The following is a 25,371-nucleotide window of genomic DNA, read 5'->3' as shown; positions in this document are numbered from 1 at the left end:
TTCCCCCTCGGCTTTATGACTCAACATATCGAACGACATCAATCGTACCCTCCAAAAGAATTTCTTCCGGAAGAATTGCCTTGATGACAAAATTTTTACCTGATATGATGCACTGGCCCTGCTTCAGCATCAGCCTCACTTCATTCTCACTGAAAAGCAATAGGCCTCTGTGGTTTTCTATGTAGATATGAAGTCTGCCAACCATTGTAATCCGCGGCAGATCCATCATAACGTCCGGGGGAATTTCCAATGCTCTTGTCAGCCAAGCTTTCATACGATTCTTTCTTTGCCCCATACAAAAAGAACCCCCTTTCATCTCATATGTATGATTTGAAAGAAGGTTCTAACACTTTAATTTTTACGGACCGAGCGCATCGTATGGTGAGGTTTTTTCGCCCTAGGAGGCCCGAATACCTCTCCTAAGACGATCCCCTGTACCACAGTGTCTTTATTAACCTGGAGCATTTTTTGTTTTGTGTATACTGCTTTTTGTTTAACTGCAGTAAGGTCACGTTCCAGCCCTTTCAGGTTTCTTTCTGTTTCTCTGCGTCTTTCTTCCGCTTCCCGCCTTACCTGTTCCATGCGGTTGGGAATAGGTACAGGAGCCTCTTCTTTTGACTGCTTCTTTTGAGGAGAAGCAGTTTGCACCTGCTGAGGTTTATTTCTGCTTTGGCTGTTGTTCTTTTCCTCTTTGCTCTTTTTACCGAAAATCATAGAAATGATCCCGATAACCGCTGCGATAATTAGCGGATTGGTCAGTATATCTTCCATCAGCGTTCTCCCTTCTTAGAGAGATTATGATTTACTGTCTTCATCAGACGAATCTTTCGTCAGCTTGCCGAATGAATCACGCATTTCTGTGTCAGCATCGATGTTTTTGATATTCATGTAGTCCATGACGCCAATATTCCCTTCACGCAAGGCTTCTGCCATCGCAAGCGGCACTTCCGCTTCGGCTTCTACCACTTTCGCGCGCATTTCCTCTACGCGGGCGCGCATTTCCTGTTCTTGAGCGACAGCCATCGCACGGCGTTCTTCCGCTTTTGCCTGCGCGATGTTTTTATCAGCCTCGGCCTGATCGGTTTGTAAAATCGCGCCAATGTTTTTGCCAATGTCAACATCAGCAATATCGATCGAGAGAATTTCAAACGCAGTTCCTGAGTCCAATCCTTTCCCAAGTACCGTTTGAGAAATCATATCAGGGTTTTCAAGCACTTTTTTGTGACTTTCGGATGAACCGATTGTAGAGACGATCCCTTCTCCGACACGGGCTACAATGGTTTCTTCCCCCGCTCCTCCAACGAGACGCTCGATATTTGCTCTTACTGTAATTCTCGCTTTCGCTTTTACTTCAATCCCGTCCATAGCAACACCGGCAATGAACGGCGTTTCAATCACCTTAGGATTGACGCTCATTTGAACGGCTTCCAATACGTCACGGCCGGCAAGATCAATAGCAGCACAGCGTTCAAATGTGAGTTCAATATTGGCACGCTGAGCAGCGATCAGCGCGTTGACAACTCTGTCAACGTTTCCTCCGGCGAGATAATGGCTTTCAAGCTGGTTGGTAGCAACATTAAGCCCAGCCTTATGGGCTTTAATCAATGGGTTCACCACTCGGTTTGGTATAACGCGGCGAAGCCTCATCCCGATTAGAGTGAAAATGCTAATTCTCACTCCGGCTGCTAATGCTGAAATCCAAAGCATAACAGGCACAAATGTAAAAAATACAGCTAAAACAATGATCCCTACTACGATAATAGCCAGAATCATGAGTGTTGATGGATCCATATCTATTCTCCTCGTTTCTGTTTAAATTTCTCTCACGACGATGCGTGATCCTTCCACTTTAACCACTTTTACTTTCTTATCTTTTTCTGTAAACGATCCCTCTGACACAACGTCTAGGCGTTCATCATCAATAATAACAGTACCAGCAGGACGCAGCGGTGTAAAGGTTACTCCTACTTTGCCTATTAAATCCGTACGCGTTTGATTTGAAACGTAGCCGCTCTCCGTATTTGTAGAATCATTTAATACAAATTTCTTAAAGAATTTCATACGCTTTCCCAACACCCTTGTCAGTAAGATGAAAGCTGTTATAGAAACAGCTAAGGCGATCAAGAGAGAAACCGCCATGACAGTGAAGCTCCCCGCGGCTAAAAACAGGCTCGTAACAATCGCTCCTAAGCCCAGTAATCCAATAATTCCTCCGGGAAGGAAAATCTCAAGCAGGATGAGGATCACCCCTGCTATAAAGAGAAGAATCGTCTCGTATCCGGCAAAGCCGGCCGCGAGATGCCCGTAAAAGAATAGCAACAAAGCGATAAATCCAACTGTTCCAGGAATGCCGACACCCGGTGAAAAAAGCTCTACTGTCAGACCTAAAAAAGCGATTGTCAGCAGAATAGGAACAATGACCGGGTTTGTCAGCCATCTTGCTGTCTTTTCTGCAAAACTTTCCTTTGAATAGATGGTTTCCGCCTTTTCGAACCCAAGCTTCTTTACGAGCGCGGATAAATTGTCAGCCGTGCCTTCTGAATAACCTACATCAATTGCTTTATCGGCGTTAAGTGTCAGCAGATCTCCCTTCGGCGCGCCAGCTTCCTTGGCATCTATAGCCGGGTCAGCCATTGCGAGTGCATATTTTGGATCGCGATTATTTTTCAATGCGGCATCTTCCAGCTCTGCCAGCCAAAGTGATTCAGCTTTTTGGTCAGCGGCATTGCCTTTACCGTCAATAATCGCGGCCGCTCCCATTTTTCCGCCAGGCGCCATATAAATGTTATCGGCTTGCAGAGCTATATATGCACCAGCCGACAACGCGCGTTTGTTTACATATGCAGTTACGGGGATCTCGCTTTCGGTTATCGAGTCCGCTATATCAATAGCTGATTTGACCAATCCTCCCGGCGTATTGATATCAAGAATAATATGATCTGCATGCGCTTCTTTCGCATCATGTAACGAACGTGACAAAAACGAGGCGAGGCCCTGTTCGACATTTTTTTCAACCGGGATCACATAAACCGTTTGTTTTTCTGCTTTGGCGTTCATCTGTACGCCTAATAAAGAAAGTAAAAATATACTCAAAAGAGCAGCACGGAGTCCTTTGATTTGAAGCAAGGGCGGTGTATCCCTCCTTCCATTTATAATAAGTGCCTTCTCTTCATACGTAACAAATGTATCAAAGGTTTCATTTTATTATGTATAAAAAAAGACATCTCTCTTAGAAAGATGTCCTTTTTTACGCCATTTAAGACAATTGACTGCTGACAAGCTTATTAATTAAGCTTCCGTCAGCTTTACCTTTTACTTTAGGCATAATTGCACCCATTACTTTTCCCATGTCCGCTTTTGAGCTCGCACCAACCTCAGCAATGGTTTCATTTACGATTGTAAGCAGTTCTTCTTCTGACAGCTGCTCGGGTAAATAAACTTCTAAAATGTCCAGCTCTTTTTGAACTTTATCTACTAAATCTAAACGATTAGCGTTTGAAAATTCCTGGAGGGAGTCTTTACGTTGCTTAAGTTCACGAGAAAGGACAGTGAGTTCCTCATCCTCGGTCAAACTGTCTTTCTTAAGCTTAATTGCTTCATTTTGAAGTGAAGCCTTAACCATTCGAACGACAGTTAGTTTGTCTTTCTCACGGTTTTTCATATATAGCTTCATATCCTGGTTAAGACGCTCAAGAAGACTCATAAATCCACCCTCTTTTAGAATTTGCGTTTTCTAGCAGCTTCAGACTTTTTCTTGCGCTTTACGCTAGGTTTTTCATAAAATTCGCGCTTTCTTGCTTCTTGCAAAGTACCTGTCTTTGATACACTGCGTTTGAAGCGACGAAGAGCATCTTCAAGCGATTCGTTTTTTCTAACGACCGTTTTTGACATTCTCTTTCCCTCCCTCCGAATACACCAATCGACTACCTTTAAGTTACACATATAAACATGTACTTTGACATTATAATATAAGCCATGAGTCAGGTCAACTAAGTGAGTTCACTTTTCCGTCATGAGTACGACTGCCTGTCTATATAATGATGGAAAGGGGTTGGTGAATAGGATGTTAATTCTGATTAGCTTTACTGCTCTTATATTATTCTTTCTTGCAGGCATGAACATGCTTCGAAAAGGCTTAATTTCTATGGCGTACTCAAAAATTGAAGAACGTTTGCTTTTATTTACGGATCATCCGTTAAAAGCGTTTCTGATTAGTATTGTATTTACAGGCATTCTTCAGAGCAGTTCAGCCTTTATGGTCATTGTCATCGGCTTTGTCAGTGCGGGCGTTCTTTCTTTTAAGCGGACGATACCAATGATTCTGGGAACAAATATCGGATCTACTTTTACAACTGAATTTATTGCTATCAAAATGGATGTTTTGATTTGGATTCTTTTGATAGGCGGGTTAGTGTTTTTTCTGACTGGCAGGTATCCCTTGAAACAGCTGGGAACAAGCTTCCTCGGTCTCGGCATCATCTTTTTTTGCATCAGCGGGTTCAGCCACCTTGCAGGGCCGCTTACAAAGCTGAAAACGGGAGCTGAAGTTCTATACCACGTTAACGATTCAAACTGGTCCGCTTTGCTCATCGGTATGGTCTTAACTGCTATCATTCACTCAAGCTCTGTCTGTATCGGCATTTTGATGAGCTTTATGAATGGAGGCATTATCGGACTGACGCAGGCGATGAGCGTCGTGCTTGGATCCAATATCGGGACATGCATTACAGCTGTCATGGCTGCTGTATCCGGCGGATATGCGGCGAAACAGACAGCGTATGCTCATGTGGTGTTTAACGTGCTGGGTGTGGCTCTAGTATTTCCTTTTCTGACGGCAGCGACCGGCTTTGTAGACCAGTTATCACCTGATCCCGCACAAAGGATCGCGCATTTCAGCCTTTTATTTAATGTGGTGACAGCTCTTTTATTTCTTCCGCTTACAAACTTGTTTTACCGTTTGATTCACTTTATTATTCCAACTAAATAAAAAAACCGGTACATGTAGATGCACCGGTTTTAGATTAAGAAGACAAACGCATGTGTTCAGTTATTTCATCCTCAACAACACGGACAAATTGCCCTTCATTGTAAGGATAGCCTGCTTTTAGAATTTTGACTTTCACGATTTTGCCGATCATATCTTCCGTACCTTTGAAAACAACCTTCATATAGTTGTCTGTGTAACCGACAAACATGTTCTCTTCTTCCGTTTCCTTATACGCTTCTTCAGGGATGATCTCAAGCACTTCATTTACATACTGAGAAGCATATTCCTTCGCGAGCTGGTCAGAAAGAGCAATCAGGCGGTGTACACGTTCATTTTTTACGTTTTCATCCACTTGGTCTTCCATTCGCGCAGCTGGCGTTCCTGTACGTTTACTATAAGGAAAAACATGCAGCTCAGAGAATTTATGTTCTTTAATAAAGTTATAGGTTTCCATAAATTCTTCTTCTGTTTCGCCAGGGAACCCTACAATGACATCAGAAGTGACAGCTAAGCCTGGCAGTGCTTTTTTCAGTTTGTTTAAACGGTCTGCAAAAAACTCCATCGTATATTTACGTCTCATCCGTTTAAGCACTGTGTTTGATCCAGATTGGATAGGAATATGCAAATGATTCACAATCTTATCTGAGCGGTCTAAGACCTCGATCACTTCGTCTGTGATTTGGCTGGCTTCAATTGAAGAAATTCTGATTCGTTTAACGCCTTCAACACGAGTGTCTAATTCACTCAAAAGCTTAGCGAAGTTGTAATCTTTCATATCTTCGCCGTAGCCGCCTGTATGAATACCGGTAAGAACAATTTCTTTATACCCGGCATCGACAAGCTGCTGCGCTTGTTTAATGACTTCTTCAGGGTCACGGGAGCGGAGCAAGCCGCGCGCCCATGGAATGATACAGAATGTGCAGAAATTATTGCAGCCTTCCTGTATTTTCAATGACGCTCTTGTCCGGTCCGTGAAAGCAGGTACATCAAGCTCTTCATACACTCTTGCTTTCATGATGTTGCTGACGCCGTTAATTGGCTGGCGTTCTTCACGGTATTGGTCAATGTAACCAAGCATTTTTTCCCGGTCCTGCGTTCCGACTACAATATCGACACCAGGGATTGCCATAATCTCAGCAGGCGAGGTTTGCGCATAGCAGCCTGTGACACAGATGACACCGTCAGGATTTTGACGAATGGCGCGTCTGATCACTTGGCGGCTTTTTTTATCTCCCGTATTTGTTACCGTACATGTATTAATGACATATACATCAGCTGTTTGTTCAAAGTCTCTTCTTTCATAGCCCGCTTCTTTAAAAAGCTGCCAGATTGCTTCTGTTTCATAATGGTTGACTTTACAGCCAAGCGTATGGAAAGCAACAGTTGCCATTACTGATCACCTCTTAATAACTCTGTTTGATAAGAAATCGCACTCAACGCATAGAGCGGAGCGGTTTCTGTCCTTAAAATTCTCGGTCCAAGACCGCACGGCACACCGTCTTTCTCTGTGAGCCGTTCAACCTCCGCATCTGTTAAACCACCTTCAGGGCCAAATACGATCAAAAGGGATGATCCTTTCGGAAGGCTGCTTACAACCGCGCTGAATGCGCTTATTTCCCCTTGCTTCGATGACTCCTCGTATGCAACGACACATTTATCGAAATCCTGCATCCTTTGAAGAAGCTGCTGAAAAGAATGAACATCCATCACTTGCGGCACTTCGTTACGGTACGATTGTTCAGCCGCTTCCTTCGCAATTTTCGCCCATCTTTCCCGCTTTTTCTTTGCCTTTTTATCATCCAGCTTGACAACAGAACGCGCGGCTTGAAAAGGAATATAGGCATGAGCTCCGAGCTCAGTCCCCTTTTGGATAATCCATTCAAGCTTATCTCCTTTCGGGAGGCCGCTCGCAATATAGACCTTTATCGGAAGCTCTCTGTTTTTATTCGTCCATTCTACCACAAGGCAGGACACATTATCTTTGGAAACAGATTGAAGTTCACATTTTGCCTCGGAGCCGTCCTGAGAGCAGCAGATAATCTGATCACCCTCATTCATTCTCATAACGTTCACAATATGATGAACATCTTCGCCGGTAATCGAAAAAGCCGGCGCTTCCTCCATTTGCTGCTTCGTGAGCTCGATAAAATATCGTTGCATACGCTGTGACACCTACTAACTGTTATTTTTTCGCAATAATGCTGACCCAATCTTCCATTGAAAGGATTTCTACAATGGTAAAGCCAGCTTGTTCCAGTGCTTCTTTTACTTCTTGTTTTTTATGCCCGATGATTCCTGACGTAATAAAATGTCCGCCTTCTTTTAACAGGCCGTACGCTTGTGAGGTAAAGCGAAGAATGACTTCAGCCAAAATGTTGGCAACGATCACATCATGTTCCCCGTCAATCCCGTCTAACAAATTGTTTTGCTTTACTTGAGCAATATCGCTCACTTTGTTTAGCTTGAGATTGAGGCGTGCACTTTCTACAGCTACAGGATCAAGATCGTAGGCATGGACTGATTCAGCCTCAAGCATTGCAGCCGCAATACTTAAAATTCCCGAACCTGTACCGACATCAATCACCTTATCACCCTTTTGCACAATGCGTTCAAGCGCCTGAATGCAGAGTACGGTTGTCGGGTGTGTGCCTGTGCCGAAGGCCATTCCCGGGTCCATTTCAATAATCAGTTCATCAGTATGGACCGGCGTATATTCCTCCCACGTCGGCACAATTGTAAACTTTTCAGAAATTTTCACAGGATGATAATACTTTTTCCAGGCAGTCGCCCACTCTTCTTCATTCACTTCAGAAATAGTGATGTGATTTCTGCCCAAATCAATATCGTAAAGAAGCAGATTATTAATCGTTTCTTTAATGCCTTCCACCGTTTCGCCTAGAAAACTGTTAACCGGCAGGTATGCTTTGACAATGACACCCTCGTCTGGATAATCATTGGGGTCGAGCTGGTAGATTTCCCCGTATACATTCTCACGTTCTTTAATTAAATCAAGCGGGTCCTCTATCACAACCCCACTTGCACCAGCTTCATGCAATATATTTGAGATAGGTTCGACCGCTTCATGTGTTGTGTGAATGCTTAATTCGGACCATTTCAAAACTACCAACTCCTCATCCAATAATTAATCGCCTTTAAACGCGCGTTTTACCTTGTCAAAGAAACTCATTTCCTGTTCGTCAGGCAGGTTTCCGCTGACCTCGGCGAATTCGCGTATAATGTCTTTTTGTTTGTCTGTCAGGTTAGTCGGCGTAACGACGCGGACGACGATATGCTGGTCACCCTGTCCATAGCCTCTGACATTTTGAACGCCTTTGCCTCTTAATCTGAATTTCGTTCCTGTTTGTGTACCTGCAGGGATTTTTAATTTCACTTTTCCATGCAGCGTCGGAACTTCCACTTCATCTCCAAGAGCTGCCTGAACAAACGTTAACGGCATTTCACAGTAAATATCATCGCCGTCACGCTCGAAGAACTCGTGGGCGCGCACGTGGAACACGACAAATAAATCTCCGGCTGGGCCGCCGTTTACGCCTGGTTCACCCTGTCCTGCGAGACGAAGCTGCTGTCCGTCATCTACACCGGCTGGAATTGTCACGTTAATTTTTTTGCGTTTTTTGATTTTTCCTTTGCCGCCGCAATCCGCACATTTGTCTTTAATGATTTTGCCCGTACCTTCACAGTGGTGGCAGACCCGTCTGTTCACGACTTTTCCAAACGGCGTATTTTGCTCCACGTTTAACTGGCCGGAGCCTCCGCAGTGCGAGCACGTTTCCGGGTTTGTTCCAGGTTTCGCACCTGAGCCTTTACATGTATCACACGTTTCCTCGCGCGGAATTTCAATGGTTGTTTCTTTACCGAAAGCGGCATCCTCAAATGACAAGGTCATCGTATACTGCAAATCGGCACCTTGGCGCGGTGCGTTTGGATCTCTTCGTCTTGTGCCTCCGCCGAAAATACTTGAGAAAATATCATCGAAACCAAAACCGCCGAAATCGCCGCCGCCAAAACCTCCGCCGCCGAAGCCCTGATTAGGATCAGTATGGCCAAATTGGTCGTAATGCGCACGTTTTTGGTCATCTGACAGCGTTTCGTACGCTTCTTTTACCTCTTTAAATTTTTCATCTGATCCGGCTTCTTTATTAATATCAGGATGATATTTTTTTGACAGCTTCCGATAAGCTTTTTTAATTTCATCCTTTGAAGCGCTCTTACTTACTCCCAGCACTTCATAGTAATCACGCTTACTCATCTCGCTTCACTCTCCCGAATTTCTCACATAAATTAGATTGTATCATTTTGAATTATGATTTTTCAATTCCTTTTATCCCGGGCAAGAAAAAAAGTCAAAGCCAAGAGATGCCTGACTTTGACTTTCTAATCATTGAATCAGATTATGAAATGTGTTCTTATTGTCAGCCCCAGAAGCGGGACTGACTCTAAAAAGAACTTATTTTTTGTTTTGATCGTCGTTTACTTCTTCGTATTCAGCGTCGACAACGTTGTCATCCGCTTTACCTTCAGCGTTTTCTCCGCCTTGAGCTTGCTGTGCTTTAGCAGCTTCTTCATAAAGCTTCATAGAAAGCTCTTGAACGATTGTTTGAAGTTCATCTTTTTTCGCTTTGATCTCTTCAAATTCGTTTTTCTCAATCGCTGCTTTTAAAGCGTCTTTGGCATCGTTGGCTTTTTTCACTTGTTCTTCGTCCACTTTGCCTTCTAGATCTTTTAATGTTTTCTCAGTTTGGAAAACAAGTTGATCTGCTTCGTTGCGGACTTCGATTTCTTCTTTTTTCTTCGCATCAGCGTCAGCATTTTCTTCCGCTTCTTTTACCATGCGTTCGATCTCATCATCAGAAAGACCTGAAGAAGATTTGATTGTAATGTTTTGTTCTTTTCCTGTGCCTAAGTCTTTTGCTCTTACGTTTACGATACCGTTTTTGTCAATATCGAAAGAAACTTCGATTTGAGGCACGCCGCGCGGTGCTGGCGGAATATCAGTAAGCTGGAAGCGGCCGAGTGTTTTGTTGTCGGCAGACATTGGGCGCTCACCTTGGAGAACATGGATATCAACAGCTGTTTGGTTATCAGCAGCAGTTGAGAACACTTGAGATTTGCTTGTCGGGATCGTAGTGTTGCGGTCGATCAGTTTTGTGAACACGCCGCCCATAGTTTCGATACCAAGAGAAAGCGGTGTAACGTCAAGAAGAACTACGTCTTTTACGTCACCAGTGATAACGCCGCCCTGAATCGCAGCACCAAGCGCTACAACTTCATCTGGGTTTACGCCTTTATGCGCTTCTTTTCCAGTTTCTTTTTTGATTGCTTCTTGTACGGCAGGGATACGAGTTGATCCGCCGACAAGGATGACTTTGTCGATTTCGCTTGCAGAAAGTCCTGCATCTTGCAGCGCTTGACGGACAGGACCCATTGTGCGCTCTACTAAATGAGCAGAAAGCTCTTCGAATTTAGCGCGAGTTAATGTAAGTTCAAGGTGAAGCGGTCCTGCTTCTCCAGCTGTGATAAACGGTAAAGAAATTTGCGTAGAAGATACGCCGGAAAGATCTTTTTTCGCTTTTTCAGCTGCGTCTTTCAAACGTTGAAGCGCCATTTTGTCTTTTGACAGGTCAATGCCGTTTTCTTTTTTGAATTCAGACACAAGGTGATCGATGATGACTTGGTCAAAATCGTCACCGCCCAGACGGTTGTCACCGGCAGTTGAGCGAACTTCGAATACACCGTCGCCAAGTTCAAGGATTGAAACGTCGAATGTACCTCCGCCAAGGTCGTATACTAGGATTGTTTGATCTTCATCTGTTTTATCAAGTCCGTATGCAAGCGCTGCTGCAGTCGGCTCGTTGATAATACGTTCTACTTCAAGACCTGCAATTTTACCAGCGTCTTTTGTCGCTTGACGCTCAGCATCGTTAAAGTAAGCAGGAACTGTGATAACTGCTTTTGATACTGTTTCGCCAAGATAGCTTTCAGCGTATGATTTAAGGTGTTGAAGGATGATAGCAGACACTTCTTGAGGAGTGTAATCTTTTCCTTCAATTTCAACTTTATAATCAGTACCCATATGGCGTTTAACAGACATGATTGTGTTAGGGTTTGTGATAGATTGTCGCTTAGCCACTTCCCCTACCTGGCGTTCGCCGTTTTTGAATGCAACAACTGATGGCGTTGTGCGGTTTCCTTCAGCGTTAGCAATAACTTTAGGCTCGCCGCCTTCGAGCACTGCCACACATGAGTTTGTTGTTCCTAAGTCGATTCCGATAACTTTACTCACTTGAATAACCTCCTGCTATGTAATTATTGATTCACTTTAACCATGGAAGGGCGAATGACGCGATCCTTCAGCTTATAGCCTTTTTGCATTTCCTCAACAACAATGTTGGAGCCATAATTTTCATCTTCAGCCTGCATTACGGCTTGGTGCAGATTAGGATCAAATTCCTGCCCTACAGCTTCGATGGCTTCCACGCCTTCTTTTTTCAAGGCTTCTACGAGCTGACGGTGGACCATTTCCATTCCCTGGAGCAAACTTTTCGTCTGTTCATTGTCGGCTTCAACCTGAAGCGCTCTTTCAAAGCTGTCAAGAGCCGGCAGCAAATCAGCCACGATGTTTTGAGAACGGTATTTTTGGGACGCTTCCATCTCTAAACGGCTGCGTCGTTTATAGTTTTCAAAGTCTGCTTGAACACGCAAAAGTTTGTTTTCTTTTTCCTCAAGCAAACCTTGCAATTCATTAATTTGATTTTGAAGAAGATCGCTTTCATTTGTTTCTTCCTGCTGTTCTTCAACGACTTCTTGCTCTTCTGTTTCGTTTTCTTCAACTTGTTCAACGGTTTGTTTTTCTTCTGACATTGTGTTCACCTCCCTCAAAGTGTAAGGAGAAGGGCGGGTTCTGCCCTTCGATAAAATTTGCCAAAATTCCCTTATTCATCATACAAACTTGTTAATGCTTTTGACAAGTCCGAAGTCACATGCTGAAGCAGGCTGACAACCCTGGAATAATTCATGCGTGTCGGACCGATGATCGCAATTGAGCCGATCTGCTTCTGATCAACGGAATAAGAAGCCGTAATCAGACTGCAGTTTTCCATTTCTTCATAATCATTTTCTTTCCCGATTTTAATCGAAATTCCCGTGTGCGGGGATTGAACAAGCTTTAAAACATCCTGTTCTTTTTCGATTAATGAGAGCAGCGACCGAACTCTGGTGATATCATGGAACTCCGGCTGGTTTAGCATATTGATTTTTCCGCCGAAAAACAATTTTTCAACGTGATTTGTGGAATGAAAGGTTGAACGAAGCGCGTCAAGTATATTGTCATAGTTCTTAATGTGCTGTCTTAAGTACATGACGACTTCCTTAAATATGCGCTCATTCAGTTCATCCATTGGAACGCCGCTTAAACGCTCGTTCAATATATTTACCAGTTTTTCAATATCAGACAGATCCATTTTGGCTGGAAAATTAATCGTTTTGTTTTCCACATGCCCCGTATTGGTAACGAGAATTGCTACCGCCATATCAGGCTGAATCGGTATGATTTGAATCTGTTTAAGGTAATTCTCACTCAGCTTCGGCCCGAGTACGATGGATGTATAATTCGTCAGATCGGACAAAATTTGAGCTGATTTTTGAACTGTCTTCTCCAGCTCGAAAATTTTCTCTTTGAAGATCGAGTGGATTTGGTTCAGGTCGCTTTTTGTCAGTTTGACGGGTGACAGCAAATGGTCAACATAGTACCGGTACCCTTTTTCTGACGGAACACGCCCTGAGGATGAATGGGTTTTTTCAATGAAGCCCAATTCTTCCAAGTCAGCCATCTCGTTTCTTATTGTTGCAGAGCTAAATGTGATTTCATCTTTTTTCGAAAGAGTTCTTGATCCTACCGGCTGTGCCGATTTAATAAAATCGTTGATTATGACCTGAAGGATCAGCAGCTGACGATTTGTTAACATCATCATCACCTCTGTTAGCACTCTCAATAAGCGAGTGCTAATTCTATAACAAAAGTATCAAACCACAAGAAAAATGTCAATTATAACTCACCCAAAAAAGCGCCAAAAACTTCATTACCTAATAATTTCCCCTGATGAGTCAAACAAACAGCAGACTCCGAATTGTGAATCAGCCCTTTTTCAGTGAGGTCTTTTAATACGCTTGGAAAAAGTTCATCCAGAGAACGACCGTATCTATCTGCGAATCGTTTTTTGCTGACACCGGCTGTTTTTCTCAAACCTAAAAACATTTCTTCTTCAATTTGTTCTTCTGTTGTCACTTCATGTGTATCTCTGTACGGAAAGCCTTTTTCGGCTATCAAGTCAATGTAATGTTTAACAGGCCCGACGTTCACGGTCCGTGTGCCGCCGATATATCCGTGGGCCCCTGCTCCGAAGCCGAAATATTCTTCGTTGCTCCAATACGTCAGATTGTGCTCTGATTCCATACCTGCCTTGGCAAAGTTGCTGATTTCATATTGATGAATGCCATGAGCTTTCATGCGGCTCATCACCATTTCATACATTTCAGCTTCCTGCTCCTGCGGCGGAAGATGAAGCCGCCCTTTTTGCATCAAATTATAAAATACCGTTTTCGGCTCTACAATGAGGGAGTATACGGAATAATGCTCGGCATCCAGCGATAAAGCAGTGTTTAAGGAATGATCCAGATGCTTAAGGGTTTGTCCCGGGAGCCCGAACATTAAATCAAGACTGATATTGTCAAAACCGATTTCCCGAGCCCTTTCAAAAGAAGTAAATACATCTTTTTGTTTGTGCACCCGGCCGATTTTTTCTAACAGATCGTCTTCGAACGTTTGGACACCAAAGCTGAGGCGATTTACGCCGGCTTCTTTTAATACTTTTAATTTCTCTGCGGACAAGTCGTCCGGATTCGCTTCAACCGCAAATTCCGATAAGGCGCTTGAGGGCTTCAGCACTCGGATGATCATGTCCATCAGCTTTTTGAGCTGTTCCACAGAGAGAGATGTTGGCGTGCCTCCTCCGATGAAGATCGTTTTAAGGTCAGGCTGCCCTGTTTTTGCTATTGTATTTATCATTTCCTGTTCGAGCGCGTTTAAATACTCGTCAACAGGCTGGCTTTGAATAAAATATTTATTGAAATCGCAGTAGTGGCAAATGTGCTCACAAAACGGGATGTGGATATAAGCTGATTTCAACGAATTCACCTTCTTTACAGAAAGAAGCCGCAGTACAGGACTGCGGCGGCTTCTATTGTTTTTTCGGACTGTCGTCCATTTTCAGAACTGCCATGAATGCTTCTTGCGGCACTTCAACTGAGCCGACCTGCTTCATTCGGCGTTTTCCTTCTTTTTGTTTTTCAAGAAGTTTCCGTTTACGCGAGATGTCCCCTCCGTAACATTTAGCCAATACGTTTTTACGCATTGCTTTTATGGTAGAGCGGGCCACGATTTTCTGGCCGATTGCGGCTTGTACCGGAACTTCAAACTGCTGGCGCGGAATGAGCTCTTTCAGTTTTTCAACGATCACTTTTCCGCGTTCATATGCGTAATCACGATGCACGATAAAGGACAAAGCATCGATTTTTTCACCGTTAAGCATAATGTCCATTTTCACAAGCTTAGACGGTTTGTAGCCGATCAATTCATAATCAAAGGACGCATAGCCTTTTGTGCTTGATTTCAGCTGGTCAAAAAACTCATATACGATTTCTGCTAACGGCATGTCATAAATGATACTGACACGGTTTGCGTCTAAATACTGCATATCAATGAAATTGCCGCGTTTGCCTTGGCAAAGCTCCATTACAGCGCCGACATAGTCATTTGGCACCATCATCGTCGCTTTAACGTACGGCTCCTCAATCCGTTCGATCGTTTGAGGATCCGGCATGTTTGACGGGTTGTCGACAACGACCTTTTCGCCGTCTGTCATATACACGTCGTAGATAACGCTTGGCGCTGTCGTAATCAGATCGATGTTGAACTCACGCTCAATCCGCTCCTGAATGATCTCCATGTGGAGCATGCCTAAAAACCCGCAGCGGAACCCGAACCCAAGCGCTTGTGAAGTTTCCGCTTCATATTGAAGGGAGGAATCATTCAGCTCAAGTTTTTCAAGGGCTTCTCTTAAATCATTATATTTCGCTGTATCAATTGGATACAAACCGCAGTACACCATCGGGTTGAGCTTGCGGTATCCCGGCAGAGCTTCGTCTGCAGGATTGGCAGCGCTCGTTATCGTATCACCGACACGTGTGTCACCGACATTTTTGATTGAGGCAGTCAGGAAGCCTACATCACCGACCGTCAGTTCATTTGTCGGAGTCGCTTTCGGCGTAAATACGCCGACTTCTGTTACTTCGAATTCTTTGCCGGTTGCCATCATTTTGATTTTTTGTCCCGGCTTTACCGTCCCTTCAACGACTCTGATATACGCCACGACACCGCGGTAGGCGTCATAAAGTGAGTCGAAGATCAGCGCTTTGAGCGGCGCCTCCGGGTCTCCGGTCGGAGCAGGCACCTTTTCTACGATCTGTTCTAAAATCTCCTCAATCCCAATACCGGCTTTTGCTGAAGCCAGCACGGCTTCCGATGCGTCAAGGCCGATGACATCCTCTACCTCTTGACGCACGCGTTCCGGCTCGGCACTCGGCAGATCGATTTTATTGATGACTGGAAGTATTTCAAGATCGTTGTCAAGCGCTAAGTAGACATTGGCGAGCGTCTGCGCTTCAATCCCCTGTGCTGCATCCACGACAAGAATCGCTCCTTCGCAGGCAGCTAGGCTTCGGGATACTTCGTACGTGAAGTCGACGTGTCCCGGCGTATCAATCAGATGAAAAATGTATTCCTCTCCGTCTTTTGCTTTGTATTTAAGCTGAACAGAGTTTAACTTAATCGTTATGCCCCGTTCACGTTCAAGATCCATAGAATCGAGCAATTGTTCTTTCATTTCTCGTTGAGTGATTGCCGACGTTTTTTCTAAAATACGATCCGCTAAGGTCGATTTTCCGTGGTCAATATGGGCAATAATAGAGAAGTTCCGTATTCTCGACTGCCTCTCTAAACGCTTTTCTTTATCTGTCACAATCTATCACTCCTACTATTAAACGCAAAATACACTAGCTTAGATTATATCAATAGGATTGTAAAGATTCAATGTAAAACAAGAAAGAGAAAAGTTCCCTGTTATACCTGGGCTGCTTTTCTCTTTCACGCACCTATTGATTCAGATCCCGTATCCATTCATACATTGACTGGGCAGTGTTGGTTACGGTATCCGAAAGCGCTTTTCCGGCTTTAGAGAACATATTGAACGTTTCCACCTTTTCAAGCTCTTTTTGTTTTTCTTCTAAATCTTTCGCTGTGACTGTTTCTCCTAAGATCGAGGCTTCTTTTTCATTGTTTTTTCCGTCGGTGAGCGTAAACGCTCCCTTAAGTGAAGGGTCATGATAGCCCTTCATACTGAGCATCCCGTTATTCGCCTGCTGCATGCCGAACAGGACGCCTAAAAACATGATCGTGACTAGCAGCAAGCATTTCCCAAAGTATGCAATCAAATCAACCACCTATTTCTTATTGTTTTTTCGTCTCGCCGCTCTCCGCGTTGACCTTTTCAGCATCCCAGTACATTTCGCTGAATACGTCTGCGGCTGCGTCAGCCGCACGCTGCAGCTCTTCGAGATTATTATCTACTCCGCCAAATTCGAGCAAAAGCGCTCTGTCGGTTAAATCCTGGTTGTAAACACCATTATCGCCTGGCGAGCCTTTTGAAAAGACACCTGTACTGAGTCCGGGGTATTTTTTCTCCATCAGCTTATGAAGCTCGCTCGCAATTTTATAGTTTTCTTCAAAGTTTTTGCTTTTTTTGCCGACGACAAAGGCTACCCGGGCATAGCTTTTTCCCTTAATCGTTGCCGTCGTATCTTTTTTGCGCCGTGAGTCTCTGTGGATGTCAATGATATATTGCAGATTTTTGTTCGAGGCGAGCGCATCTTTGACGACCGGCCTTGATTCATCATAGGATCTGGCATAGTTTAAGCCTTTTTTGTTCAGCTTTGCCTGTATATCCGTTTTGTTCACTGTGGCTCCGATGCCTTGGGATTCAAGCGCTTTTCCGAACATATCCCCTACAAGGGTGACGTTGGCTTTAGAATGGCGCGCCATATCAGGATCGGTTTCGCCTTTTAATAGAGGGAGATATGATTCTGTATTGTGCGTGTGATAGATAAAGACAACTTTTTTATCACCGGTTGTTTGTTTCGGCGGATCCTTTTGTGCATTGTCTGATTGTGTTTGCTGTTTTTCAATCTCTGCCAAATTCGCTTCTCTTTCTTCCTCCATTACCTTAGACGGCGGCGGAGATTCCGCAGGCATATTCGTATAGTCCGTGCCTTGTCCAGCTAACAGAATCTCGGTATCAAATTGTGCAAACCCCGGCAGCTCCCGGCCGAGAAAGCTCCGCGGATCTTCGAGGTTAATGCTTGTCGCCAGCTTCAAAGAAAGACGCGAAAGATGAAATGAGCTGTCGGTTTGAGAAAGATCAGAAGCGAAATAATGGTTTTCCATCCGCAGCAAGTGTGCAAACACGTCACCCGGCAATTCTTCAGCAATCCCGTAAAAAGAGTCAGACGACGGCCTGAGTTCCGGCCGGAGAGACGTCAGCACACCGGATAGAACAAAAATCACGATAAGGCTTGCGATAAATAGAAAGATGGCTTTTACCGCTTTCCCGCCATTTACCGCAACAACAATTTGTCTGTTTCTGCGTTTATTTCTCATTAAATCCCTCCAGCGCTTGTCTAGTAATTACTCTATGAACAAGCTAGAGGAAGTAGAACTGTTTAGTGATTGTAGGAGCCTTTGTTTTCTTGTGACACTTTTTCGTGTAGCGCTGTGTTTAACCCATTCGCCAGAACATTTGCCATATCGTCGATAAAAGAATCAACTTCCTTCGGCGTAACCATTAAGTTGTGGCCTAAAGGCGAAAGCACCTCATGAATGAGCTGTCGTTTTTCATCTTCTTGAAGGGTTCCGACAATGCCGAGGAACGATTGACGCTGCTTTTGATCAGGAAGATCTTCTTCAGTGAGCACTTTCTTTTTCCCAAACGTCATGCCAGCCGGAACAAGCGATCTTGACGGCCTGTTATCCTTCATTTCTCTGCCAAAATGTTTTAATATGTAGTCCACCGTATCGCTGGCAATCGTCACAGCGTCAACGACCGTCGGAACTCCGATGGCAATCACCGGTACGCCAAGCGTATCTTTGCTTAAATCTTTTCTTTTATTCCCCACCCCTGATCCCGGGTGAATGCCTGTATCCGATATTTGAATGGTTGTGTTGACCCTTTCCACCGCCCGCGCCGCCAATGCATCAATCGCAATGACAAAATCAGGCTTCGATTGCTCAATCACACCTTTAATAATGTCGCTTGTTTCGATTCCCGTTATCCCCATCACACCAGGGGCAAATGCACTGACAGGCCTGTAGCCATCCTGCACGTTTTCCGGCTGAAGCTTAAACAAGTGCCTTGTTACCAATAGATTTTCTACAGCCATCGGTCCCAGCGCATCAGGTGTCACGTTCCAGTTACCGAGCCCGACGATCAAACAGCTCGCATCTTTTGAGATATTAAGGCTTTCAAGAAAGGCTGAGAATTCCTCCGCAAAGACAGCAGAGACCTTTTCTTGCATTTCCGAATCATTCTCTCTGATGCCTTGCGCCTCAAGTGTTAAATAGCGTCCTTCTTTTTTTCCCGAGAGCTCCGCGCCTTCCTTTGTAATATCAACAGTGCGGATTTTAATTCCGCCGCGATCCCGTTCTTTTTCAATAAAACCTTTAATTTCTTTTGTCGGCACAGCCTGCTGATTGGCCATCGCTTCCTTCGTTTCAACTGCTAAATCGGTACGTATCAAATACTGATTAACATCCAGCTCACTCTTTTTCATCAGGGGGCCTCCTTCAAATTAAGTACCTATATTGTTGCCATTTGCTGAATGAATCATGCGAAAAAGAGATCCTTCAATGAAAAATACTTTACATTTATATTGCAATCTAAAGATGTGTTTGATAGAATACAATTTGTTCTATTGTGAAGAAGATTTAACCTTAAGACACTGTGCTACAGGTTGTATCTTAGGAGGTGAAACACATGCCAAACATTAAATCAGCGATTAAACGTACAAAAACAAACAACGAACGCCGCGTTCATAACGCGACAATCAAATCTGCTATGCGTACTGCAATCAAACAAGTTGAAGCTTCTGTTGCCAACAACGAAGCTGACAAAGCGAAAACTGCTCTTACTGAAGCAGCTAAACGTATTGATAAAGCAGTGAAAACAGGTCTTGTACACAAAAATACCGCAGCTCGATACAAATCAAGACTAGCGAAAAAAGTGAACGGACTTTCTGCATAATATAAAAACGATCCTCAATAATGAGGATCGTTTTTTTCATTTCTTTTTAACAGCTGCAAAAGGAACAGTTCGAGCAGAAGCTGCTTGTCCTTTTTCCCTGTTTTCATCTCATAGTCCATGACGGCAAGCTGTTCAATAATTGACCGGAGCTCGGCCTCTGAAAAAAGCCTTGCTTGATCCATCGCCAGCTTAACCCGAAATGGATGAACTTTTAAATTAGAAGCGATTTGCTTTTGCCCGTATCCTTGTTCCGCGAAGTACTTTGTCTGCAGAATCAGCCGGAACTGGTTCGAAATAAGCGCCATAATTTTGATAGGTTCTTCATTTTGTTTGAGCAAATCATAAAAAATTTGCAGACTCTCCGTTCGTTTCCGGTTGACGATTTTATTAATCAGCTCGAAAATATTTTGTTCAAGGCTTCTCGCAACAAGCATTTTCACATCATCCAACGTAATTTCTTCACGATCTCCAATAAACGTGCAGAGCTTTTGAATCTCCTGAAAAATCGATGACAGATGTCCATTCACAAGCAGAACCAAATGCTCGGCGGCTTCCGTGCCGATTGTTTTCTGCTCTGTTTTTGCAAGGTTGACAGTAAAATCTGTCGTCTCCTTTGCGTTTAATTCCTTCGCCTCCACCATAAACGCGTGCTTCTTTAACGCTTTCGTCAATTTTTTCCGCTCATCCAGCTTTTCATACGGGGCAAGAAGGACAAAGACCGTGTATGGCGCAGGTGATTGTATATATGTTTCAAGCGCACTGACGTTGTGCTCAATTTTTTCTTTTTTCTTTTCACCTGTTAAAAAATAGGGATTTTTCACAATAACAAGACGCCGCTCCCCCATAAACGGAAACGTTTCAGCATCTGCAATTGCTTGATCCAGCGGGTCCTCTTCCAGATCAAAAACGGATAGATTGAAATCCTTTGTCTCCTGATCAATAACTGTCTGTCTGATCCTGCTGACGGTTTCTTGCAGCAGATACGTCTCTTTTCCGTATAAACAATAAACCGGATGGACATCTCCTTTTTTCAGGCTTTTCCACACATCAAATACCATTGTTGTACGACTTCCTCTCTTTCGTCATCCCCTTCTATCCTAAATTGAGTTTGCTAAATAGTAAAGAGGAAGCCTGACTGCTGCTTCCCCATTTATATTAAACGCCAGTTTGCAAGCCCCCGGGACAGCTTGTAAAAAGGCGATAATCACCAGAACAGAAAACGTTACCTTAGCTTCTAGATTTTTCAAAACGATTCCATTATACTTAAATCAGTCAGGAGGGATAAAGTTGAATGATTTTGAAAAAAACGTTCAAAGCAAACGAAATGATGCTGTAGATTCAGCTGTTGGTTTTGTTGTGTCCTTCGGATTTTTCGCCTTCTTGTTTGTTATGGCAACGGTTATTCACCTGGTTGGTTCATAACAGCGACTGCCCGGGCTGCTGATTTCTCGGCAGTCTTTTTTTAGTTCGTCTCTGTTATATCTGATGTATCATATGGGGAATAGACAGAAAAGGTTCCAACTCTGTTTTTATATCTATATTGGATCGTTCCGTTTTGATCGGTGCGGAGCACGCGGATGGAATGTCTCTGTAATATTTGAAGAACTTCTTGATGGGGATGATGGTACCGATTGTTTTCCCCGGCCGAGATAATGGCCGTTTTCGGCTGAAGCTGTTTGATGAATTCTTCACCGGTAGAGCCTTTGCTTCCATGGTGCCCCACCTTTAAAACGTCTGCTTTTATATTCGGAAACACGTTCATTACCTCCTGTTCCCCTTCTTTCTCCAGATCACCCGTCAATACCCAGCTCATACTGCCCGTTCTCATCCACAGAACGAGAGAAGAATTATTTTTGCTTGCCGGATCAGGTGTTTCCGGTGACAGTACATGGAACTGCAAATCCTTTATTTGCAATACATCCCCTCGCTTCACCTCTTCAATTGGCACTCCCTCCTCTCTGGCTGCCTGCAGCACTTTTTCGTCTTTAGGTTCTGAGACGAACCCTTTCGGAATCAAGAGGCGCTTCACTTTATGATGCTTCAACAGAGTCTCTGCCTCTCCGATATGATCTTGATCAGCGTGCGTTAAAATTAAGGCATCAAGCTGTTTGATTCCTTTGGCAGTTAAAAACGGAATCAGCACCTTTTCTCCCAGTGAAAAAGGATGCTGTTTTTCCCGCCAAGGCTCTGACGAGTAAGACAAAGTGCCACCAGTATCAATTAAGACATGGCCACGCTGATGGGGAGCACCTACAAACATGCTGTCACCCTGCCCAATATCAATCATATCGACCTCTCCTTCAGAACTTAGACGAGGAAAAATAAAGAGAAGACAGAGCACAGCGCAGCACATACCGCCAGTTGCCATCAACTGCGAAACGGAGCGTTTTTCAATCACCATAAGCAATAGAATGATTGTGGCCGTGAACAAAAAGAGCAGAGCAGGTGCGGGACGTGCAATGATGATCGTGAATACATCAATCTCTGCAATTTTTGTAATCAGCTTGTTGGTCCAGCTCATCAAGAAATCAAAACAGCGGAAGAACAATTGACCGGCCGATGCTGAAAGGCTTAATAGAAAAACACCTGCAATAGCCCCCGGCAAAACATAGAACGTATAAAAAGGAACAAGCACGATGTTCATCGGCATACTGATCATAGAAAACTGCTGGAAATGATACAGGAGAACAGGAAGTGAGCCCAGCTGAGCGATCATCGATACCATTGCCAGCTGACCTAAGAAGGTTTTGACTTGCTGAAAAATAGAAGAGGAAAGTATCAAAGAAAAACTGACGGCGAATGACAGCTGAAAACCCACTTCGAAGAGATGGTAAGGATTGAAGAGCAAGAGGACGATGTATGAAAGGCAGATTGCAGCGACTGAATCTACACGCCATTTCACTAGACTTCCAGTTAAGTAAATGCCTGACATCAGCGCTGCGCGAAGCACTGAAGGAGCAGCACCAGTCAATATCACATATAGCGGCAGAAATAACAGCAACAGGATTGACGCCTTTTCTCTTGTTATACCAATACGGATCATGATATAAAACAAGCCAGCTGTCAAAATGCCGACGTGAAGTCCTGAAATCGCCAAGAGATGGACGACACCGAGCTTTTGATACGCGTTAAGCACTTCGTCCTCCACATAAAATCTGTCACCGACTGTAAGTGCTTGTACGATTCCTGCCGAATCAGGGGGCAGCAGACCGTTTGTGAATGATACGATGTATTTTCTCAAACTGAGCAGCTTATGCCTGACATTTGCAGGTTCGCTGCAATTTTGGAACGATGTGACAGAATAGTTCCAGTGAATATGCTGTCGGTAAAGATATTCGTTATAATCAAATGTACCCGGCACAGTTGAATGTTTTGGTTCTTCCAATGAACCAGTTAATTCACATGCCATTCCCGGTTCTACATATGACAGCCGATCCTTTTCAGCAGCAGACTGAATGCGATACGATGCGGCCCATTTTTCACTATCAGGCGTCTTAACTACCATAGACATACGGTCACCATCAATTTTAGGAATACTGTCAATCACTGCCTTGACTTGATAGGTGCCCCGCTGATATAAAGAGACATTCTGGGAATCTGTGACTGCATGAAGTGCAAAAAATAACATAAAAGAGAAGAAACAAACAAAAATGAGAAAAGCGTGTCTCGTTTTGATTAAAATGATGAGGAAAAAGAGGAAGAAAAGAAAAACAGCGGAGATATAAACGGCGGCAGTAATTCCAGCTGTCGCCGAAGCTGCCGCCAAAGGCAATAACAAACGCGAATTACGCATTAATCACACATAGCTCGTGAAAAGTGTATTCGCCTGTTCATGTATCTTTTTCAAATCTTCCTCTGCCAGACCAGCATCCGCCAGTTTCTCTAAAAGACCAGCTACAAATGAAAGCTTTTCCCTGTTTTTCAGATCGACGATCATTTCATCGAGTTCAACCTGTTCAACAGTTACATCCGCCTGTTCAAATAATTCCTGTGCATAAGGATTTGTTTTGTAATCCTCAGCATAATAAACCGTTTTGATACCAGCCTGTATGATAGATTTACAGCATTGAATGCACGGATAATGCGTCACATAGATCTCTGCTCCATCAGTCGGCACCCCGAACTTAGAGCATTGAAGAATTGCATTCATTTCAGCGTGAATCGTTCTTGCGCAATGATCATCTATCATAAGGCATCCTTCATCTGCACAATGCACGCCGCCAGCGATTGACCCGTTATAGCCTCCTGCAATCATGCGTTTGTCTCTGACTATAGTAGCGCCGACAGACAATCTAGGGCAGGTGCTGCGCAGCGCCAGTAAATGGCTTTGAGCCATAAAGTATTGATTCCATGAAATTCGTTCCACGTTGTTCCCTCCAAATTGTGTGTTGCCTGACCTTTAGTTTACCTATCATTATGCATGACCGTCAAATCACTTTACTGTAATGGAGGACTTTATTTTCTCAAACGACTTTTCACCGATTCCTGAAACCTTCGTGATATCTTCAATTGTCTGGAAACGCCCGTTTTCTTCCCGGTATGCAATAATAGCTTCAGCTTTGGATGGCCCCACCCCTGAGATGCCTTGTAATTCCTCTAAGGTTGCTGTATTGATATTTACCAGCGCCCCCTTCCCTCCATCGCTCTGGATAGCGCCTCCGGCTGCTTGCTGCACCGCTGACTCCTCCCCCCTTTTCGGGATGTACACTACTATCCCGTCCTGCAGCAGCTCCGCCAAATTCACTTGCATTTCGTCTGCTTGTTCACTGGTTCCGCCTGCTTTCTCAATTGCCTGAGACACTCTATCCCCTGTTCGCATTTCATAAACGCCAGGATGCTGAACAGCACCTTTGATGTCAATCACAATTGTTTCGTTTGACTCGTCTTTGACTTCTTCCTGCTTTACCTCCGTATTTTCTGTCTCAGTTGATACAGCGTGCTTCACCGGCTCTTTGTTTTTTCCGCTGGCCAGGAAGACAATAACCGCTATGAAAACAGCCGCAGAAGCAGCTAAAACAATTGCTTTCTTATGCTGATTCAACCAATTCATTGTGCATGTTCCTCGCTTTCGTCATATTTTATTTTCATAACACATATGGTTTAGAGGATAATAGCTAAAAGGAGGGGAAACCATTGAAGATAGGCTTTATCGGCACAGGAAATATGGGTACGATCCTTATAGAATCATTTATTGAATCAAAAGCAGCCGATCCCTCAAACATAACAATCACAAACCGCACAATTGAAAAAGCGTTGCACATAAAAAACCGCTACAACAGCATAAACGTAACAGAAAGTCTGGAAAGGCTTGTTTCTGAAAACGAGATGATTTTTATTTGTGTTAAGCCGTTGGATATATACCCTTTACTCGCAAGAGCGTTACCTTATTTAAGAAAGGATCATATTCTCATTTCAATTACAAGCCCAGTTCAAACCGAACAGCTCGAACAGTATGTGCCGTGTCAAGTGGCGCGAGTGATCCCAAGTATTACGAACAGGGCGCTGGCGGGCGTGTCTCTCGTCACTTTCGGCACAAGCTGCGGAGAAGCTGCAAAAGCGAAAATCAATGAGCTGATGAAGCATATCTCTCATCCGCTGCAAATTGACAGTGACATCACGAGAGTGGCATCAGATATCGTAAGCTGCGGCCCCGCTTTTATGAGCTATCTGATTCAGCGGTTTATAGATGCAGCCGTTTCGGAAACGTCAGTGTCCAAACAGGACGCTATTCTAATGTGTAAGGAAATGCTTGTCGGAATGGGAAAACTGTTAGAAACCGAATTGTATAGCCTGCCAGCATTACAGGAAAAGGTTTGCGTTAAAGGCGGTGTGACAGGAGAAGGCATTAAAGCGCTGGAAAGCGGTGTGCAGGATATGTTTCACCGGGTATTTCAAAATACTCATTTGAAATACGAAGAGGATATATCCGCAGTGAAGAAGCAGTTTCATGTGTAG

Annotated in this window: 27 protein-coding genes; 4 read left to right on the top strand and 23 right to left on the bottom strand. The window is 43.9% G+C overall.

The window, feature by feature from the left end; translation table 11 throughout:
- Positions 1-13: 13 nt before the first annotated feature.
- From yqfC to rpsU, 6 genes are all read right to left on the bottom strand, one after another.
- Entirely contained in the window at positions 14-295 is a 282-nt protein-coding gene (yqfC, locus tag AC4CV5_RS13020) for a sporulation protein YqfC (protein WP_003226191.1), read from the bottom strand.
- Positions 296-351: 56 nt separating this feature from the next.
- Positions 352-771 carry a YqfB family membrane protein gene (locus AC4CV5_RS13015; RefSeq protein WP_166850666.1) on the bottom strand — a complete coding sequence of 140 codons (420 nt, stop codon included), beginning with the start codon at positions 769-771 and terminating at the stop codon, positions 352-354.
- 24 nt (positions 772-795) lie between these two features.
- Positions 796-1,791, bottom strand: coding sequence for a flotillin-like protein FloA (gene floA, locus AC4CV5_RS13010; RefSeq protein ID WP_166850663.1), 996 nt, complete (start codon positions 1,789-1,791; stop codon positions 796-798).
- 21 nt (positions 1,792-1,812) lie between these two features.
- Positions 1,813-3,126 carry an NfeD family protein gene (locus AC4CV5_RS13005; RefSeq protein ID WP_490922964.1) on the bottom strand — a complete coding sequence of 438 codons (1,314 nt, stop codon included), beginning with the start codon at positions 3,124-3,126 and terminating at the stop codon, positions 1,813-1,815.
- A 130-nt stretch (positions 3,127-3,256) separates the two neighbouring features.
- Positions 3,257-3,703 (bottom strand): GatB/YqeY domain-containing protein, encoded by a 447-nt coding sequence (locus AC4CV5_RS13000; protein WP_003226182.1) that lies wholly within the window; start codon positions 3,701-3,703, stop codon positions 3,257-3,259.
- Positions 3,704-3,717: 14 nt separating this feature from the next.
- Complete coding sequence (gene rpsU / locus AC4CV5_RS12995) at positions 3,718-3,891, bottom strand: 30S ribosomal protein S21 (protein WP_003152957.1); 174 nt, start codon at positions 3,889-3,891, stop codon at positions 3,718-3,720.
- A gap of 172 nt (positions 3,892-4,063) precedes the next feature.
- Here rpsU and AC4CV5_RS12990 point away from each other — a divergent pair, with 172 nt between their 5' ends.
- The gene (locus tag AC4CV5_RS12990; protein WP_490922963.1) at positions 4,064-4,987 is read left to right on the top strand and encodes a Na/Pi symporter; all 924 of its coding nucleotides are present in this window, start codon (positions 4,064-4,066) and stop codon (positions 4,985-4,987) included.
- 34 nt (positions 4,988-5,021) lie between these two features.
- On the opposite strand, the gene mtaB is transcribed toward AC4CV5_RS12990, so the two are convergent.
- The 12 genes from mtaB to gpr all read right to left on the bottom strand — a co-directional run bounded on the left by mtaB (position 5,022) and on the right by gpr (position 18,946).
- Positions 5,022-6,377, bottom strand: coding sequence for a tRNA (N(6)-L-threonylcarbamoyladenosine(37)-C(2))-methylthiotransferase MtaB (gene mtaB / locus AC4CV5_RS12985; RefSeq protein ID WP_490922962.1), 1,356 nt, complete (start codon positions 6,375-6,377; stop codon positions 5,022-5,024).
- The gene (locus AC4CV5_RS12980; protein ID WP_490922961.1) at positions 6,377-7,147 is read right to left on the bottom strand and encodes a 16S rRNA (uracil(1498)-N(3))-methyltransferase; all 771 of its coding nucleotides are present in this window, start codon (positions 7,145-7,147) and stop codon (positions 6,377-6,379) included. The genes mtaB and AC4CV5_RS12980 overlap by 1 nt, the downstream gene beginning before the upstream one ends.
- A gap of 22 nt (positions 7,148-7,169) precedes the next feature.
- Positions 7,170-8,105, bottom strand: a complete 936-nt coding sequence (gene prmA / locus AC4CV5_RS12975) for a 50S ribosomal protein L11 methyltransferase (RefSeq protein WP_222143189.1) — start codon at positions 8,103-8,105, stop codon at positions 7,170-7,172.
- A gap of 24 nt (positions 8,106-8,129) precedes the next feature.
- Positions 8,130-9,257, bottom strand: a complete 1,128-nt coding sequence (gene dnaJ, locus AC4CV5_RS12970) for a molecular chaperone DnaJ (RefSeq protein WP_166850646.1) — start codon at positions 9,255-9,257, stop codon at positions 8,130-8,132.
- Between the two features lie 198 nt (positions 9,258-9,455).
- Entirely contained in the window at positions 9,456-11,291 is a 1,836-nt protein-coding gene (gene dnaK, locus AC4CV5_RS12965; RefSeq protein ID WP_166850644.1) for a molecular chaperone DnaK, read from the bottom strand.
- 23 nt (positions 11,292-11,314) lie between these two features.
- On the bottom strand, positions 11,315-11,869 hold the full coding sequence (grpE, locus tag AC4CV5_RS12960) for a nucleotide exchange factor GrpE (protein ID WP_166850641.1): 555 nt from the start codon (positions 11,867-11,869) through the stop codon (positions 11,315-11,317).
- Between the two features lie 71 nt (positions 11,870-11,940).
- On the bottom strand, positions 11,941-12,972 hold the full coding sequence (gene hrcA / locus AC4CV5_RS12955) for a heat-inducible transcriptional repressor HrcA (protein ID WP_166854627.1): 1,032 nt from the start codon (positions 12,970-12,972) through the stop codon (positions 11,941-11,943).
- Between the two features lie 80 nt (positions 12,973-13,052).
- Entirely contained in the window at positions 13,053-14,192 is a 1,140-nt protein-coding gene (gene hemW / locus AC4CV5_RS12950; protein WP_373923113.1) for a radical SAM family heme chaperone HemW, read from the bottom strand.
- 52 nt (positions 14,193-14,244) lie between these two features.
- The gene (gene lepA / locus AC4CV5_RS12945) at positions 14,245-16,083 is read right to left on the bottom strand and encodes a translation elongation factor 4 (protein WP_222143192.1); all 1,839 of its coding nucleotides are present in this window, start codon (positions 16,081-16,083) and stop codon (positions 14,245-14,247) included.
- Positions 16,084-16,216: 133 nt separating this feature from the next.
- Complete coding sequence (locus AC4CV5_RS12940; protein WP_166850632.1) at positions 16,217-16,555, bottom strand: YqxA family protein; 339 nt, start codon at positions 16,553-16,555, stop codon at positions 16,217-16,219.
- A 16-nt stretch (positions 16,556-16,571) separates the two neighbouring features.
- Complete coding sequence (gene spoIIP, locus AC4CV5_RS12935) at positions 16,572-17,777, bottom strand: spore autolysin SpoIIP (protein ID WP_326221493.1); 1,206 nt, start codon at positions 17,775-17,777, stop codon at positions 16,572-16,574.
- Between the two features lie 62 nt (positions 17,778-17,839).
- On the bottom strand, positions 17,840-18,946 hold the full coding sequence (gene gpr / locus AC4CV5_RS12930) for a GPR endopeptidase (protein WP_166850625.1): 1,107 nt from the start codon (positions 18,944-18,946) through the stop codon (positions 17,840-17,842).
- 203 nt (positions 18,947-19,149) lie between these two features.
- Here gpr and rpsT point away from each other — a divergent pair, with 203 nt between their 5' ends.
- Positions 19,150-19,416 carry a 30S ribosomal protein S20 gene (gene rpsT / locus AC4CV5_RS12925; protein ID WP_003229989.1) on the top strand — a complete coding sequence of 89 codons (267 nt, stop codon included), beginning with the start codon at positions 19,150-19,152 and terminating at the stop codon, positions 19,414-19,416.
- A 14-nt stretch (positions 19,417-19,430) separates the two neighbouring features.
- Here rpsT and holA read toward each other — a convergent pair whose 3' ends face one another.
- Entirely contained in the window at positions 19,431-20,474 is a 1,044-nt protein-coding gene (holA, locus tag AC4CV5_RS12920; RefSeq protein WP_222143193.1) for a DNA polymerase III subunit delta, read from the bottom strand.
- A 39-nt stretch (positions 20,475-20,513) separates the two neighbouring features.
- Positions 20,514-20,663: a hypothetical protein gene (locus tag AC4CV5_RS12915; RefSeq protein ID WP_373923112.1), complete on the bottom strand. Its 150-nt coding sequence runs from the start codon at positions 20,661-20,663 to the stop codon at positions 20,514-20,516.
- A 40-nt stretch (positions 20,664-20,703) separates the two neighbouring features.
- Between AC4CV5_RS12915 and AC4CV5_RS12910 the strand changes: the two genes are divergently transcribed.
- Positions 20,704-20,838, top strand: coding sequence for a YqzM family protein (locus AC4CV5_RS12910; RefSeq protein ID WP_003229983.1), 135 nt, complete (start codon positions 20,704-20,706; stop codon positions 20,836-20,838).
- 40 nt (positions 20,839-20,878) lie between these two features.
- On the opposite strand, the gene AC4CV5_RS12905 is transcribed toward AC4CV5_RS12910, so the two are convergent.
- The 3 genes from AC4CV5_RS12905 to AC4CV5_RS12895 all read right to left on the bottom strand — a co-directional run bounded on the left by AC4CV5_RS12905 (position 20,879) and on the right by AC4CV5_RS12895 (position 24,466).
- On the bottom strand, positions 20,879-23,209 hold the full coding sequence (locus AC4CV5_RS12905; protein ID WP_490922957.1) for a DNA internalization-related competence protein ComEC/Rec2: 2,331 nt from the start codon (positions 23,207-23,209) through the stop codon (positions 20,879-20,881).
- A gap of 3 nt (positions 23,210-23,212) precedes the next feature.
- Positions 23,213-23,782 (bottom strand): ComE operon protein 2, encoded by a 570-nt coding sequence (locus tag AC4CV5_RS12900; RefSeq protein ID WP_166850614.1) that lies wholly within the window; start codon positions 23,780-23,782, stop codon positions 23,213-23,215.
- A gap of 66 nt (positions 23,783-23,848) precedes the next feature.
- Positions 23,849-24,466 carry a helix-hairpin-helix domain-containing protein gene (locus AC4CV5_RS12895; RefSeq protein ID WP_222143196.1) on the bottom strand — a complete coding sequence of 206 codons (618 nt, stop codon included), beginning with the start codon at positions 24,464-24,466 and terminating at the stop codon, positions 23,849-23,851.
- A gap of 83 nt (positions 24,467-24,549) precedes the next feature.
- Here AC4CV5_RS12895 and comER point away from each other — a divergent pair, with 83 nt between their 5' ends.
- Complete coding sequence (gene comER / locus AC4CV5_RS12890) at positions 24,550-25,371, top strand: late competence protein ComER (protein ID WP_490922956.1); 822 nt, start codon at positions 24,550-24,552, stop codon at positions 25,369-25,371.

It is taken from the genome of Bacillus sp. NS1 (genome assembly GCF_058248265.1).
This window is presented reverse-complemented; position numbering and strand designations above follow the sequence as displayed.